The 15,672-nt window shown below is 60.8% G+C and carries 9 protein-coding genes; 6 read left to right on the forward strand and 3 right to left on the reverse strand.

All coding sequences use genetic code 11. The annotated features are described in order from the left end of the window. The first annotated feature begins 67 nt into the window (after nucleotides 1-67). The 5 genes from M5B43_RS12550 (at nucleotide 68) to M5B43_RS12570 (ending at nucleotide 7,976) form a co-directional block, all read left to right on the forward strand. Complete coding sequence (locus tag M5B43_RS12550) at nucleotides 68-3,220, forward strand: hybrid sensor histidine kinase/response regulator (protein WP_248750406.1); 3,153 nt, start codon at nucleotides 68-70, stop codon at nucleotides 3,218-3,220. Between the two features lie 21 nt (nucleotides 3,221-3,241). Continuing rightward, nucleotides 3,242-3,889, forward strand: a complete 648-nt coding sequence (locus M5B43_RS12555) for a response regulator (RefSeq protein ID WP_248750407.1) — start codon at nucleotides 3,242-3,244, stop codon at nucleotides 3,887-3,889. A 105-nt stretch (nucleotides 3,890-3,994) separates the two neighbouring features. Continuing rightward, nucleotides 3,995-4,588 (forward strand): fimbrial protein, encoded by a 594-nt coding sequence (locus M5B43_RS12560; protein WP_248750408.1) that lies wholly within the window; start codon nucleotides 3,995-3,997, stop codon nucleotides 4,586-4,588. A 72-nt stretch (nucleotides 4,589-4,660) separates the two neighbouring features. Then, the gene (locus M5B43_RS12565) at nucleotides 4,661-5,410 is read left to right on the forward strand and encodes a molecular chaperone (RefSeq protein ID WP_248750409.1); all 750 of its coding nucleotides are present in this window, start codon (nucleotides 4,661-4,663) and stop codon (nucleotides 5,408-5,410) included. An 85-nt stretch (nucleotides 5,411-5,495) separates the two neighbouring features. Continuing rightward, complete coding sequence (locus M5B43_RS12570; RefSeq protein WP_248750410.1) at nucleotides 5,496-7,976, forward strand: fimbria/pilus outer membrane usher protein; 2,481 nt, start codon at nucleotides 5,496-5,498, stop codon at nucleotides 7,974-7,976. A gap of 130 nt (nucleotides 7,977-8,106) precedes the next feature. Here M5B43_RS12570 and M5B43_RS12575 read toward each other — a convergent pair whose 3' ends face one another. The 3 genes from M5B43_RS12575 to M5B43_RS12585 all read right to left on the reverse strand — a co-directional run bounded on the left by M5B43_RS12575 (nucleotide 8,107) and on the right by M5B43_RS12585 (nucleotide 14,235). Continuing rightward, nucleotides 8,107-11,796, reverse strand: coding sequence for a translocation/assembly module TamB domain-containing protein (locus M5B43_RS12575; protein WP_248750411.1), 3,690 nt, complete (start codon nucleotides 11,794-11,796; stop codon nucleotides 8,107-8,109). Next, the gene (locus M5B43_RS12580) at nucleotides 11,793-13,520 is read right to left on the reverse strand and encodes an autotransporter assembly complex family protein (protein WP_248750412.1); all 1,728 of its coding nucleotides are present in this window, start codon (nucleotides 13,518-13,520) and stop codon (nucleotides 11,793-11,795) included. Before M5B43_RS12580 ends, M5B43_RS12575 begins: the two co-directional genes overlap by 4 nt. Before the next feature lie 64 nt (nucleotides 13,521-13,584). Next, nucleotides 13,585-14,235 (reverse strand): GNAT family N-acetyltransferase, encoded by a 651-nt coding sequence (locus tag M5B43_RS12585; RefSeq protein ID WP_248750413.1) that lies wholly within the window; start codon nucleotides 14,233-14,235, stop codon nucleotides 13,585-13,587. Between the two features lie 168 nt (nucleotides 14,236-14,403). Here M5B43_RS12585 and xthA point away from each other — a divergent pair, with 168 nt between their 5' ends. Then, nucleotides 14,404-15,216: an exodeoxyribonuclease III gene (xthA, locus tag M5B43_RS12590; protein ID WP_248750414.1), complete on the forward strand. Its 813-nt coding sequence runs from the start codon at nucleotides 14,404-14,406 to the stop codon at nucleotides 15,214-15,216. Nucleotides 15,217-15,672 lie beyond the last annotated feature (456 nt).

Raw genomic sequence — 15,672 nt, forward strand, 5'->3', positions numbered from 1 at the left:
ATACGTCATTCACAGTAGGGATCATTGTGTCCAAAGGTTGTTCCACCACAACTGCCCAGGCGCTGTAATGCAACATCCCAATGCCTTCCTGGAGAAGCTGGCCAGTAGTTCGCTGCGCCTGAACAAAAGTTTGCTGGTGCTCGGCGCCTTGATGCTGTTGCTGCTGGGCGTCAGTTACCTGGGCGTGCAGCGCATGGTCGAAGAGCAGAGCGATACCCTGCACTTTCACTTCGCCCGGCTGATGGAAAATATCCATGAGCAGGAGGTGTTCCTGCGCGATGCCTCGCTGGAAAGTGCCAAGGGCCGGGTCAACCCCGCGTCCATGTTGCCGCCCTATATACAAAGGCCACTGCCCGAAGAAGGGCCGAATATCTATGAGGGCCGGGGCCTGCAGTTCTCCTTGCCTTACAGTTTGAAGATCAATCCGGACAAGATCGCCGTCAGCCAATACGACAAAGTCTTCACCTTGGGTACCTACCTGGCCGCCTACTACAGCGCGTTCTGGGCCACGTCGCACTATCAGTCGCCCCAGGTAATGCTGCTCAATGGCGCCGACAACTTTGATATAACCGTGCCAGCCACCGGCCGATATCGCGGTGCAGGGCCGATCCATGTGGGCGCACTGGTCGAGGTGATGAGCCAACTGAACGAGCACCTGCGAACGCAAGACATCTCGCAGGTGGAGCATCAGGTGCACTGGGAGCCCTACCCCGCCGCACCGGGGAATAACCCCGCGCCTACGCTGTTGGCTTACGTCGCTATCGACCTGTCTGGAAAGCCCTTGAGCATTGAGGGCACCAGTCCCCGGGTAGTGTTGGGCTCATTGCTGAACCTGTCCCAGGTCAACAACATCGAACGGTTGATGCAGTGGTCGATCTACGATGACTTCACCCTGGTCACGCCCAAGGGCGTGGTCTTGACCGGCGCATTGAAGCCCGGCCAGAGGCTGGATGAGGGTGCGAACGTCACTCGCGAAGGCCTGGTATTCAAAATAACCAGTCCCGGTGAGCATCACTGGACAGCCATCTACGTCATCAGTGTGCACAGCTTCCTGAGCTACGCGCTATGGCCGTTACTGTGCCTGGTGGCCGTGGTACTGGCGGTGCTCGGGTGTAGCCGAGCGATCAATCGTTGGTACGCCGTCCGGGTGGTCCTGCCCGCCCAAAGCGCGCACGCCAGCGTCGCTGAAAGCGAGGCGTTCAGCCGTGCGGTCATCGACACGGCGCCCACCGGCCTTTGCGTGATCCGCCGCAGCGACCACCATGTGCTCTTGCAGAACCAGCGCGCTCAACAATGGCACGATACCCGTCAGTTGATGAGCCTGCTCAAATCGCACACCGAACCTGGCCAGGCGGACCTTGAGATCGACGGCTGCCACCTGCATGTTGTGTTCGTGCCCACTCGTTACCAGGGCCAGGATGCCTGGCTGTGTGTGCTGCATGACGTGACCCGGCATATCGAAGACTCCGTCGCCCTGGAAGAGGCGCGGCGGGTGGCCGACTCGGCGAACCAAGCCAAAAGTCGCTTCCTAGCGACCATGAGCCATGAGATCCGCACGCCGTTGTATGGCGTGCTGGGCACCCTGGAACTGCTTGGCCTGACCACCCTCGCCCCGCGCCAGCAGGACTACCTGCAAACCATCCAGCGCTCGTCTGCCACGCTGTTCCAGTTGATCAGCGATGTGTTGGATGTATCGAAGATCGAGGCCGGGCAAATGACCCTCGAACTCCAGGACTTCTGCCCGCTGGAACTGACCGAAGACTGCGTGCGCACCTACAGTGCGTTTGCCCAATCCAAGGGGTTGCAACTGTATGCCTGCATCGATGCAACGCTGCCGGATCGGCTGCGCGGTGACCCACTGCGGATTCGCCAGATCCTCAATAACCTGCTGAGCAATGCGATCAAGTTCACCGATAACGGACGCGTGGTGCTGCGAGTGAGGGTGCTGGAAACCGCTGACGTGCAATGGCAAGTCAGCGACTCGGGCGTGGGGATTTCCCACGCGCAGCAAGTGCAACTGTTCGACCCTTTCTACCAGGTCAACGAGGTCGCCAACCAAGCCGGCGCCGGCCTGGGCCTGGCTATTTGCAAGTGGCTGTGCGAGTTGATGCAGGGCCAACTGAAGGTGGTCAGCGAGCCGGGCCTTGGCAGCAGTTTTACCCTGCGATTAACCCTGGAGCGTGTCCCAGGCGGCCTGGAGGATTGCCCCACCTTCGCACCCGGCACCCCGACGGTCTATGTCCGGGCGCAGGTCGCCGAGCAAGCGCAGCACCTCATCGATTGGCTCACACGTCTTGGACTCGACAGCCGCGCCGTCATGGCGGACGCACCACCGCCCTCCTCGTTGCTGGTGGAGCTTGCGCCACTGGCTACCCCGACACTCTGGCTCGGCCCGCGCATCACCGCCACTCCAGGCGGGCCCGCCCCGGCGCAACGTTGCGGCACGGATTGGACAGTCGACGCCCACGATGTACGTGCGATTGCCAACGCGATTGACCTGGCACAGCACGGCGCCGACGCGCAAAGCCTTCCCGCACGCGCCGAAAAGCCGCGCCACCTGAACCTGCGTGTGTTGGTGGCAGAAGACAACCTCATCAACTCAGCCATCATCAAAGAACAACTGGAGGCACTGGGCTGTACGGTGGTAGTGACCGCCAATGGCGAACAAGCCCTGATGCAGTGGATGCCTGGGCACTTCGACCTGGTGCTCACCGACGTGAATATGCCGGTCATGAATGGCTACCAGTTGGCCGAAGCCCTGCGCCAACAGGATCAAACCCTGCCGATTATTGGTGTCACCGCCAACGCCCTGCGTGAAGAAGGCCAACGCTGTGCGGCCGTGGGCATGAATGCGTGGCTGGTCAAGCCGCTGAACCTGTCCACCTTGCGCGTGCAGTTAGAGAAGCACTGTAAAGTCGCCCTGCCGCCGGTGACCGAACCGCTCACGTTGTCCGTGAAAATGCGCGAGCTGTTTGTCACGACGCTGCGCCAGGATGTCCAGGCCACGTTGATGGCATTGGAGCGCGCCGATGCCAATGGCGTGGCGCAGCACCTGCACAGCATGGCCGGCGCCCTGGGTTCGGTGCAGGTCAGCGCGCTGGCCACGGCCTTTGTCGAGCTGGAATGCCGCTTGACCGGCATGGCCGTCACACCGGCCTTGGCCTTGGAGGTCCGACAGCACCTGGCTCGGTTGAATGCTTTATTGGATACCCTTGAATAACTTCACTCTGGATAAGCACCCATGGATACCCTCAACGTTGTCATTGCCGATGACCACCCGATCGTTCTGGTTGGGGTGCGAGAGCTCATCGAACGTGATGAACGCTTTCGCGTGGTGGGCGAGGCCGTGTCCTCCTATGAGCTGGTCAAACTGTTGGAATCCAGGCCGGTGGACCTGGTAGTCACCGACTTCAACATGCCCGGCGACTCGCCCTACGGTGACGGCCTCAAACTGGTGGAATACCTGACGCGGCACTTTCCCAGCGTGCGGGTACTGGTGCTGACCATGATCTCGAACCCCTTGATCCTGACGCGCCTGCAAGAACTCGGTGTGCTGGCCGTGATCCAGAAAAACCAGCTGCACAACGAAATCCAGGCCGCGCTCAAGGCCATCGCCCGGGGCAACCCCATTCGCAACAACGGCCCACAGCCGACCTCGGTAATGGACGACGGGGCCGACCTGGACGAACGATTCACCCGGCTGTCACCCAAGGAACATGAAATCCTGCGTTTATTTGTCTCGGGACAAAGCGTCAACGAGATTGCGCGCGGGCTGAACAGAAGTGCCAAGACCATCAGCACGCAGAAAGTTTCGGCCATGCGAAAACTGGAAGTCAGCAGCGACCAGGACTTGCTGGCTTATTGCATAGAGCGCCACTTATTCAATTAATAGCCCCCACAAAACTTGAACGTTCCCGCTTCTAAGGATCGCCTGATTCTCCACTAAGCGCCGCCGCTCTATTGTGTTGCCTTCACCCCCAACATGGTAAGCAACATGAAAAAGTTGTCTCAAACACTTCTCGCCCTGTCGATATTCGCTGCCGCCGGTAATGCCTTCGCACTTGACCCACCGACAGGCCCAACCAAGGCCGGCAGCGGCACCATCAACTTCACCGGCACTATCAACAACGATGCCTGTTCCGTTGACGGCGCCGGCTCGAACAAAACCATTTCGGTCAACATGGGTGAAGTGTCGATCAAGGACATGGGCACCGCCACCGCACCTAAAGGTACCGGCACGCTGAGCGCCGAGAACTTCGAGATGAAGGTCAACTGCAACGCCGGCACCAAGGTGGCAATGATCTTCGAACCGACCAAAGGCGCAGGCTCCGGCATCGTCGCCGGCACCAAAGTACTCAAAATCATCGACGGCCTGGGCGCCGCGAAGAACATCGGTATCGCCTTGCTGGATGCCAATGGCGCGTTGATCGACCTGAGCTCGCCAGCCACCTCGAAGATCGAAAGCAACTTGCAAGACAGCAATGCCTCGCTGAAATTTTCGGCCGCCTACGTCACCACTGCTGATGCAAAAACCGCCGTGGCCGGTCGTGGCGACGCGACCCTGCCGTTCACCCTGCAATACGAATAAGCCGCCCGAGCAGTACGGGGCCGTGCAGGGCCAATGGGCCCTGCACATTCATTTATTTGCGCGGTAGTCATCATGTTTTATCGTCACTCATTGTCCTTTTGCATGGGTCTGCTGGGCCTGTTGGTGGTCAACCAGGCCACCGCCGGTATCTCCTTGAGCAGCACGCGCCTGGTATTCGATGGCAAGCACAAGGAAGCCGGTATCACCGTGCGTAACAGTGGTGCAGACGTGCTGATCCAATCCTGGGTCGACACCGACAACAGCAGTGCCACCTCTGTACCATTTGCCGTCACCCCACCACTGGCGCGGATCAGCGGCGACGAGCAGCAACTGTTGCGGGTGATCTACGAAGGCACGGGCATGCCGAGCGACCGCGAGTCGGTGGTGTGGCTCAATGTGCAGGAAATTCCCCAGGCCGCCAAAACCCAGAACACCTTGCAGCTCGCCGTGCGCCAACGCATCAAGGTGTTCTTCCGGCCCGCCGGGCTGAAAGCCGACGCCTACCTGGCGCCGGCCGCGTTGAAGTGGCACCTGGCTGACCGTGCCGGTAAAAGCGTGCTGGTGGTGCATAACCCTGGCCTGTATCACGTGTCGATTGCCGAAATCACCCTGCAATCCGGCGCACTCAGCGAGCAGCCGTTCGACTCGATGATGATTGCGCCTGGCGAACAAAAAGAGTTCAGCCTGAAACACTTCACAGCGGCCCACGCACCGAGTTTGTTATTTCGCAGCATTAACGACTATGGCGCGCAAGATCGCTATAGCGCGCAACTTTCCAACTCGGCCGACGTGCAGGCCAGTGTCATTAAAGATTCTCCTTAATACGCCCGCTTATTCAGCGGTCGCACTGTCACTGTATTTATCTTCGCTCCGTTAGTTCGTATCGGAGGTGATATAGGGTTCCTGCATGTTTGTATTCAAGTACGATGGGTTGGCACCGCTGTCGGTTGCCCTGATCTTCAGCACCGCATGTCTGGCCGAAGGCGAAGAACAGTTCAACACATCATTTCTACAAGGCGCAGCGTCTTCCATCGACCTGCAATCACTGCTCGCCAGCAGCAGCGTGCTCCCCGGCAATTACCGGGTCGACCTGTATGGCAACGACACCCTGGTCGGCCGTCGCGATATCGACTTCCGCCAGAACCCCGGCACCGGCAAGATCGAAGCATGCCTGACCCTGGAGATGGTGCAGCAATTGGGGGTCGATATCGGCAAACTCCAAGCCATCGGCAAGCTGGCCGACGATGACCCGAATGCCTGCATCGACCTGCCCGCGTTGATCGAGCATGCCAGCGTGCGCTACGACGTGCCACGCCTGCGCCTGCTGGTGAGCGTGCCGCAAAGCGCCATGGAGCGTGGCCGACGTGGCTATGTCGATCCGGCCCTATGGGATGACGGCGTGCCTGCGGCATTTATCAACTATCAGCTGAGCAGCAGCCGTAACAGCAGCCAAGGTGAAACCACGCTATCCAACAATATCGGCCTGCGCAACGGCATCAACCTGGGCGCGTGGCGGCTGCGCAACGAGTCGAACTTCAACAGCAGCACTGGCCGCCCCAGCACGTTCAAGAGCAACCGCAGCTACCTGCAACATGACGTGACCGCATGGAAGGGCCAGTTCAGTGCCGGGGATATTTTCTCGGATGCCGACCTGTTCGACAGCGTGCGCTATCGCGGCTTGAAACTGGCTTCGGACGACGGCATGCGCGCCGACAGCGAGCGCGGCTATGCGCCGATCATTCGCGGTATCGCCCAGTCCAGCGCGACCGTGGAGATTCGCCAGAACAACTACATCCTCTACACCGCCAACGTGCCGCCGGGCCCGTTCGAGATCAGTGACATCTACCCCAGCGGCTCCAATGGCGACCTGGAAGTGACGATCATCGAAGCCGATGGCCGCCGCCGAGTCACGCTGCAAGCATTTTCCAGCTTGCCGATCATGGTGCGCCAGGGCCAACTCAAATACAGCGTCTCGGCCGGCCAATACAACAGCAACAGCGATGACCAACAGTCACCGCAGTTTGTCAGCAGTACCTTGGCCTATGGCATCAGCAGCAACCTGTCGGGGATCGTCGGCGTGCAAGCCACGCAGGATTTCCAGGCGTTGTCGGTAGGTGCCGGTCGCAACACCGCCATCGGTGCGGTGTCGCTGGACTTGACCCACTCCGAGAGCCGTACCTTTGGCCAAATGGTCAAGGGCAACAGCCTGCGCGCGTTGTATGCCAAGACGTTTACCGGTACCGACACCAACTTCACCTTGGCAGCCTACCGCTATTCGACCGAGGGCTATCGCACCCTCAGCGAGCACGTCGAAGAACTGAGCAATGACGGCCAGAAACGCACGGGTAACTCGAAAACCCGCACCGACCTGACCGTCAACCAGAGCCTGGGCCGCAACCAGGAATACGGCAGTATCTACGTGAACGCCAGTGACCAGCGCTACTGGGGCCGTGGCGGTTCGCAAAGCCTGTCGGCGGGCTACAGCAACTACTGGGATGAGCTGAGTTATAACCTCGGGGCCACGTATTCCAAGGATGTCGGCAATCATGGGCCGTCGAACAATGACACCCTGGTCAACCTGTCGCTGTCCTTCCCGCTGGGCTCAAAACCTCGCGCGCCGCGGGCCTTTGTCTCCGCCAGTACGCAGAAAGCCAACGACACCACCCAAGTGGGCATCAACGGCTACCTGTCGGAAAACAGCGACACGTATTACTCGGTACAAGGCGGCAACAGCAGCAACGGCGGCAGCACCGGCTCGGCCAACCTCAGCACCCGTACCTCGGTGATGGACATCAGCGCCGGCTACAGCCAGGGACGCGGTTACGATTCACAAAACCTCAACCTGGCCGGTTCCGTGGTGGGCCATGGCGGTGGGCTCAACCTGGGGCAAACCGTGGGTGAGACCTTTGCGCTGGCGCAGGTGGAAGGGGTCGAGGGAGCAAAAATCGGCAGTTTCTCCGGTGCCAAGACCGGCAGCAACGGCTTTGCGGTGGTGCCCAACGCGCAACCCTATCGCGTCAACTGGATCAGCCTGGACACCCGTGACCTGGGCGCCGAGATCGAGATCGATAACGCAACCCAGCAAGTGGTGCCGCGACGCGGTGCGGTGGTACTGGCGCGTTATGCCAGCAAGACCGGGCGGCGCGTGCAGTTCGCCTTGTTCGACGCCCAGCACCAGCCCATCCCGTTCGGCGCCGCGCTCGAGGACAGTGCCGGTAAGCAGATTGCAATTGCCGACCCCAGCGGCAAGGCGCTGGCGTTGGTCGAAGCCGACACTGGCAGCCTCGTCATCACCTGGAAAGACCAGCGGTGCGAGGCGCCTTATGCGTTGCCGCCGCGTAACAAGGCGTTGAACTATGAGCGGGTTGAGTTGAGTTGCCGTCCTTAGTTCGCCCGCCTTGTAGGAGCGAGCTTGCTCGCGAAAAACTCACGGGCGCCGCGTGCATTCAGGATGCACGCGTTATCGTTGACGTCTTTCGCGAGCAAGCTCGCTCCTACATTTTTTGACCGGGCAAGGCTTAGAAATCGCGCTTGTAGAAGATATCCAGAGAACTGGCTACGCCCGTGGCCACTTCCAGGTACACCTTCTTGCTCAGCAGGTAGCGCAACGCAATGGTATTGGCCGGTTCGAACACTCCTACCCCGTAACGCAGGCTGAGCTTCTCGTTGATCTTGCCGCTGGCCACCACGGCGGTGCTGTTGCCCGAGCCTTGGGTGTCGAGGTCGAAATCCTGGATGCCGAGTTTATTGGCGATGTCCGAGGTCACGCCGGCGCTGCCCATCAGGCCCAGGCCCAGCGCGGCTTCGGCGAGCATATTGTTGTCTTCGCCGGTGTTGGTGCGCGAACGACCCAGCACCAGGTAAGACAGCGCATCTTCCTGGGCCATGGCGGGCTCGGAAAAAATCTGCGTTGTCGGCTGTTCGGCACTGCCGCTCAAACGAATGCCGGCAGTGACTGTCCTGCTCGACTCGGTAACGATGCGCACGGCTTCGATATCCAGGAACGGTTGATCCAGCGGCCCGGCGAACAGCAGGCGTGCACGACGCACGTTGAGTCGCTGGCCGTAGGCGCGGTAGCGGCCATCGTTGAGCCACAGCTCGCCACGGGTGTCCATGTTGTCACCGATGTGCACATGGCCCTGCACCTTGGCAGTGAGGCCAAAGCCGGAGAAGTTAAGCTGGTCTTCACCCACCTCCACGTCGATATCCATGGCCATGGCCATCGGTGGCTTGCCCTCCTCGGTCTGGCTACCGACGATGATCGTGTCATCGGAGACCTTGACCGTCGAGGGCGGCAGCTCGCGCACGGTGATGTCACCGCGTGGAATATGCACTTTGCCGGCAATCGCCAATGTGTCGTGCTTGAGGCTGATCTTCAGGTCAGGCGCCACTTCCAGCTTGGCATAAGGCTCTACCGTCACCGGCAGTTGCGAACCCTGCAGGCTGAGGTCGACCACCAGGGCGCCACCCCAGTCGATCTGACCCTTGAGGCTGCCCTGCCCCGCCTTCCCGCTGCGCCAGCCACCGTTGAGCTGCACACTTTCGCCGGCAATCTGCGCCTGTACGTTCAGGCCCTCGAGGCTGACGGGCAGTTCCGGCCCGGAGATTTCGCCGCCCACCAGGTTCACGCTGCCGTTGACCTGAGGCGCGAGCAAACCACCGGAGATCCGACCATTACCATTGAGCTTGCCGTTGAGTTTTTCCACCATCGGCACAAACGGCCGTGCCACGGCGAGGTCGAGGCCGGTGAGGCTGAAGGTGCCCGTGATGGGCTTGTTTTTCGGCAGTGGGTTGATCTGTGCCTGCAACAGCAACTCACCGAGCTTGCCGCCGCGGAAGTTGAGCTGGGCATCGATGCGCTTGGGGTTGAGGGTGGTTTCCAGCTTCAGGGTGTCGTAGGGGAAATCCAGCCATTGGTCCTTGTCCTTGACGCGCAAGGTACCACCGCTGGCGTCCACCGCGACGATGCCTTTGGGGCCACTGGCGGGCAGGTCGAGCTGCACGTCAGCGTTGAGCTTGCCTTGCCAGGCGAAGTCTTTCGGCAAAAATGCCGCCAGGCTGTCGATCGGGAATTGCTTGAGGTGGTAACGCAACTTCGGCTCGGGCATCAGGCGTTGGTCCTCGCCACACAGGCTGGCCGCACCCGAGACCCAACAGTGTGCGGCAAAGGTCAGCTTGCCGTCGGCCAGGCGCTCGATTTTTGCCGGAGCTTGCAGCTTCCAGTCCTGGCCACCGGCTTGCACGTCACCGCTGGCCAGGCGTCCGCGCCAGTTGCCTTTGTCGAGATTGCCGTCCAAGGCCAGTGCCAGCTTGACCAGAGGGCCGGCCAGGTCCAGCTGGACCTTCTGGCGCTTGATATCGCCCTGGGCGCTGGCGGTCAGGGTGCCGACCTGGGTGTCACCGGCTTGAATGCCGCTGCCCTTGAGGTCGAGCTTGGCGCTCTGGGCGTTGTCGAGGCTGGCATCGAGGCTGAGGGTTTGCAGGCGGTTGTCGGCGAACGCCAGTTGCTGGCCCTTGAGGTCGAGTTTGCCTTGCGGCGCCTTCAAGGTACCGGCCACGTCGAGCCGGCCATTGACCTGGCCGCGCAACTGCGGCCAGAGCTGGGCGAGACGCGCCAGCTTGATATCGATCTGCCCGGCCAGACGTTGTTGCAGGCTGCCACTGCCGTTGATGCGGTTATCGCCCAGGCGCAGATCCAGGTTGGCGAGGGTCCATTGCTCACCCGCACCTTCGGCCTTGGCCGCCAGTACGGCGGTTTGGCCGCGCAGGCGACCCTTGAGGTCGAGGTCGGCATTGAGCTTGAGCTGTTCATTTTTGAACTCGCCTTGGCTGCGCAGCGGCCCGGCCAAGGTGCCCGGTAACTCGGCCACCCAGTACGCCGGGTTCAGCGCCGACAAATCCAGCGCGGTGTCCCAGGCGATGCCATCGGCGAATTTCAGGTTCAGGTGACCTTCGGCCTTGCCTTGGCCCGCGCTCAGTTTCAGCTCGGGCAGGAACACTTGCGTGAGGTCGCCACTGAACGGTGTGACCAGATTGAATTTGCCGGCCGGGCCGTCGAGGTCCGCCTTGAGGTTACCCAGGTAGTTGCCGTCTTTATACGAGATCTCGCCGTTGAAGGTACGCAAGGCCACTTGCGGTTCGTCGATCAAGGGGTAGAGGCGATGCCAGGGAAAATCCAGCCAGTCGATTTTTGCGTCGGCGCTGAAGCCTTGCTGCCAGTCCAGATTGGCGCTGAGCTTGAGGCTTTGCTTGTCGCCGGCATTCAGCTCCAGACCTGCAATCTGTGCGCCCTTGGCGTCGACCTTGCCCTGCAAGAGCAGATCCACCGGGCCTTTTTCCGCCGGCAGCACAGCCTTGCCCAACAGTTGATAACCCTGCTTAAGGTCACCCTGGGCACTGAGGTCCAGTTGATTGAGTTGCAACGTGTCGGGTAGATCGGCGCTGGGCTTGAAACCATCAGCGGTGATGTGCAACTGCGCGGGCAGGTTTTCTACCAGGGGTTGCAGCTCGCCGCTGAGCTTGGCCGGCAGGTAGCCGCTGGAGTCGGCGTCGAGCTTGAGGGTCTTGAGCAAGTCGCCGTCAACCTTGAGCGCGACGGTCCATGGCGCACCGCCTGGGGCATACGGCAGGCTCAGGTGGCCGGTGGCACTGAGCGGCCAGTCGCCGGTAGGTTGCAACAGGCCCGATAAATCCAGCACCAGGCCGTCGCGCTGCAAATGCACCGAATCGATCTGCATGCCAGCGCTCGTCCAGTGCGCAGCCAGTTGCAGGCTCTTGAGCGCTTCGCTGCCGTTAAACAACAGGCGGCCCACACGTACGTCACCCAACTGGATGGCAACGGGCAGTTTCAATGCCGGCAGTTGGATCGGCCCCTCGCTGCTCGCTTCGGCACTGGGGGGAAATTGCAGGCTGACTTGCTCCACATCCAGCTGATGGATGCACAAGGTCATGCGCAGCAGGCACGTCGGCGACCAATCGAACTGAGGGGTATTGAGCTCGACACGGCTGCCGTCCTGTTGCCACACCAGGTGATCGGCGCGCCACTGTCCGCCGAGCCGGCCCTGGAAGTTTTCCACGCTCAAGCCGGGCACTTGGCCCAAGGCCCAGCGGCTGCCCGCCTGGGTACCCAGCACCGACCACAACGCCAATACCACTAACGCGAGGACAGCAATGACCACCAGCCCCGCTATTTTCAAACCACGTATCACAGCTCAGGCCCCATGGAAAAGTGCAATCGAATGCCGCCCGGATCTTCGAGGGCATGGGCCAGGTCGAGGCGGATCGGCCCCACCGGCGAGACCCAACGTACACCAACACCGACGCCGGTTTTCAGGCTGGGCATTTCCAGGGTGTTAAAAGAGTTGCCTTGGTCGATAAAGGTCGCGATCCGCCACTTTTCAGCGATGGAATATTGATATTCGGCGCTCAAGGCCACCATGTAGCGGCCCCCGATGCGGTCGCCCTGGTCGTTTTCAGGCGACAGCGTCTGGTACTCGTAACCACGCACGCTCTGGTCACCACCGGCAAAGAAACGCAGCGACGGCGGCACCGACTTATAGCCGTTGGTGGCACTGCCGCCGAATTGCGCACGGCCAAGGAAACGGTGGTTGTCCCACAAGGTGGTCAGGCCCTTGATCGTGGCCGTGCCGTACAGCAGGTTGGTGTCGGAACCGAACCCCTCTTTGGCGACCTTGGTGTCGAACATCAGGCGGTAGCCATTGTGCGGGTCGATGCGATTGTCACTGCGCAGGTAGGAATAGCTGACCCCTGGCATGACCAGGTTACTCAGGCCCGAGTCATTGCCCAGACGGTATTCTTCACGTTGGTATTTGAGCGAGATGACCCGCGTCCAGCCACTGGGCAACTTGCTGTGCCACTCGGGGCCGACGGTAAGCAATTTACTCAGGGTGTCGGTACCGGCCAGTTCTTCATTCTGGTAGCCGCCGGCGAAACGCAATTTATCGGTGAGCGGCGGGTCGAGCGGGATGTCATACCACAGGCCGACGTTCTGTCGTGGCGCCGACAGCTCGGCTTCCCAGCCGTAGCTATGGCCCTGGGGGTTGACCCAATGGCGCGTCCAGTTGGCTTTGCCGCGCGGGCCGACGTCGGTGGAATAACCGAGACCCAGGCCCATGGTGCGGGGCTTGCGGGTTTCCAACTGCACGGCAACCGGGATCACATCGTGGGTCGCGGCGGTGGGGCTGGCGTCTACCCGCACGCCTTCGAAGAAGCCACTGGCTTGCAGGTTCTGGTTGAGTTCGGCGATCAGCTCGGAGTCATAAGGCGTGCCACTTTTAAACGGCACCATGCGTTGCAACAGGTCTTCATCAAACGGTGTGTCGCCGGTAAAGCTGACCGTGCCCATGGTGTAGCGCGGGCCACTGTCGTAGATCAGTTCGATATCGGCCACGCCCGCTTGAGGGTCCACCGCCAGTTTCTGGCTGGTAAAACGCCCACTGAAAAAGCCGTAGCGCGAGGCCTGGTTCTGGATCAGACGCTTGGCGTCGTCGTAATGACCATGGTTGAGTACGGCGCCGGATTTGAGCTCGTCGCCGGCGGGCACGCGAAAGCCTTTGAGGCTGGCGGCCGGGCCGTCGACCCGAATGGTCACGTTGCGCAAATGCACCGGTTCGCCGGGGTCGATGGAGAGGGTCAGGCGCGGGTTCTTGCCGCCTTTCACATCGCTGGCGATTCGTGGCTGATAAAAACCCAGGGCCTGGGCCGCTTTGCGCGCCTGCTCCTCGGCGCCACGGCTGAACCGCAGCAAGGCTTCTTCATCACGATCGCCTACCCCGCCGATATAGCCTTCGATGTTGGCCTTCAGCGCGTCGTTTGAGGGGGTGATCCGCACGTCCAGTTCGCTTTGCGCGAATGCGCCGCAGCTTGTGAACAGCAGAATCAAGCCGCTGGTGTATCTTCCTGGAAACTTCATAGGCGCGGATGCTACACGAGCTAGGGAGGCTCTTTGAACCCGGAATTGTCTGAATAATTCTGTCCTAAGCCGTTACAGCATGTAACGTCTGCGGGTTGGGGTGAAAAAACACATGCTCCAGGACCGGTCCTACGGCCACTTCGCCGATTTCCTCATAGCCTTGGCGCGTGTAGAAATCGAGGTAGCGGGAATTGCCGGTGTCGAGGACCACACCGGACGAATGCGGGTCTTCGGCGCACCAATTGTGTACGGCTTCCAGCAATTGCTCGCCATAGTGCTTGCCCTGGAACTGTGGGTGTATGCCCAGCAGCGGCAGCACATGCACCGACTCGGTTGGCAGGCAAGCCAATACAGCCTGATGGTATTCCAGGTAACGCCGCGTACCGCGTACGCCGGTGCTCAGCCACATGCGGATTTGCCAGGCCCAGCTCTCGGTGATGCCCAGGCGTCGCTGCGGAGGGGCGATCAGGGCGATGCCGATCAAGCGGTCGTTGACGAACAGACCGATGGCAGGAAGTTTCTGGAAAAAATGCTGCTTGACCAATTCGCGCACCGTGGCGCGTACCCGCTGTTCATAACCCGGCCGCTCGGCTTCGAAGATGTAGGCGAAGGTGGGCTCATGGCGATAGGCTTGGTAAAGCAGGGAACGGGCCTCGCGGGAATAGCCGCTATTGAGCAGACGGATTTCGGCAACGGCCGTCAAAGTGTCAGGCATACAGTTAATCTCCCTGGGCGCCACTCAAAAGATGGCGTTCTTATGGGTACGAACCTACGCAGCACCAGTCGTTCCCAGACATTAGCAGCGCATCGGTCCTACCGCCATGCTGGCCCCCGTCCGACTTGTCGGCTAGCATCGCCCTTTTGCCAGACTGGACTGCCGACCATGAAAATCGTCTCCTTCAATATCAACGGGCTGCGGGCCCGCCCTCACCAGCTGGCGGCACTGATTGAAAAACATCAACCGGATGTGATCGGCCTGCAGGAAACCAAGGTGCACGATGACCAGTTCCCGTTGGCCGAAGTGCAGGCCCTGGGCTATCACGTGTACTACCACGGGCAAAAAGGTCACTACGGCGTGGCCCTGCTCTCGCGCAAAGAAGCGCTGAGCGTGCATAAGGGATTTGCCAGCGATGAAGAAGACGCCCAGCGCCGCTTTATCTGGGGCACCTTCGCCGATGAAAACGGCAAGCCCGTAACCGTCATGAACGGCTACTTCCCACAGGGCGAAAGCCGCGACCACCCGACCAAGTTCCCGGCCAAGCAACGCTTCTACGCAGACCTGCAACAGCTGCTGGAAAGCCAGTTCAGCAATGACCAGGCGCTGGTGGTGATGGGCGACGTGAATATTTCCCCCGAAGACTGCGACATCGGCATCGGCGCCGACAACGCCAAGCGCTGGCTGAAAACCGGCAAGTGCAGCTTCCTGCCGGAGGAACGCGAGTGGATGGCGCGCCTGAAGAACTGGGGCCTGGTGGACAGCTTCCGGCACTTGAACCCGGAGGTGGCCGACCGCTTCAGCTGGTTCGATTACCGCAGCCGCGGGTTCGAAGATGAGCCCAAGCGTGGGCTGCGCATTGACGTGATCATGGCCTCCACCGGCCTGCTGCCGCGAGTCAAGGACGCGGGCGTGGATTACGAATTGCGCGGGCTGGAAAAGCCATCGGACCATGCGCCGATCTGGCTGGAACTGAGCTGATAGCACGCTTGCTGAGGATCAGAATGTGGGGGCTTGCTCCCGATTGCAGTGGGTCAGCTAAGAACAAGCTGGCTTCACCACCGCTATCGGGAGCAAGCCCCCTCCCACATTTGCTTTGCGGTGTGCCTGTCAGACCACCATCGACAGCAGCATGATGAAGTACTGCTTGACCGGCCCCCCCCCCCGCATCAGATGGGCGAGTACCAAAAACCGGCGCCTGACTCGGTCAACATGTGGGCCCCCTCCCACATTTGCTTGGCGGTGTGCCTGTCAGACCACCATCGACAGCAGCATGATGAAGTACTGCTTGACCGGCCAGTCCCCCGCATCAGATGGGCGAGTACCAAAAACCGGCGCCTGACTCGGTCAACATGTGGGTCCCACATGTTGACCTATTGAGTGTCAGTCACAGTGCTGCAATCCAACTGACTTAATCTCGCGGCACTCCCTTTGGCT

This window comes from Pseudomonas sp. MWU15-20650, from assembly GCF_023242475.1.
GTDB lineage: Bacteria > Pseudomonadota > Gammaproteobacteria > Pseudomonadales > Pseudomonadaceae > Aquipseudomonas.

Bases quoted from the DNA above. Each gene is read 5' to 3' on its own strand.
- M5B43_RS12550 (WP_248750406.1), top strand. From the start codon at position 68: ATGCAACATCCCAATGCCTTCCTGGAGAAGCTGGCCAGTAGTTCGCTG.
- M5B43_RS12555 (WP_248750407.1), top strand. From the start codon at position 3,242: ATGGATACCCTCAACGTTGTCATTGCCGATGACCACCCGATCGTTCTG.
- M5B43_RS12560 (WP_248750408.1), top strand. From the start codon at position 3,995: ATGAAAAAGTTGTCTCAAACACTTCTCGCCCTGTCGATATTCGCTGCC.
- M5B43_RS12565 (WP_248750409.1), top strand. From the start codon at position 4,661: ATGTTTTATCGTCACTCATTGTCCTTTTGCATGGGTCTGCTGGGCCTG.
- M5B43_RS12570 (WP_248750410.1), top strand. From the start codon at position 5,496: ATGTTTGTATTCAAGTACGATGGGTTGGCACCGCTGTCGGTTGCCCTG.
- M5B43_RS12580 (WP_248750412.1), bottom strand. From the start codon at position 13,520: ATGAAGTTTCCAGGAAGATACACCAGCGGCTTGATTCTGCTGTTCACA.
- M5B43_RS12585 (WP_248750413.1), bottom strand. From the start codon at position 14,235: ATGCCTGACACTTTGACGGCCGTTGCCGAAATCCGTCTGCTCAATAGC.
- xthA (WP_248750414.1), top strand. From the start codon at position 14,404: ATGAAAATCGTCTCCTTCAATATCAACGGGCTGCGGGCCCGCCCTCAC.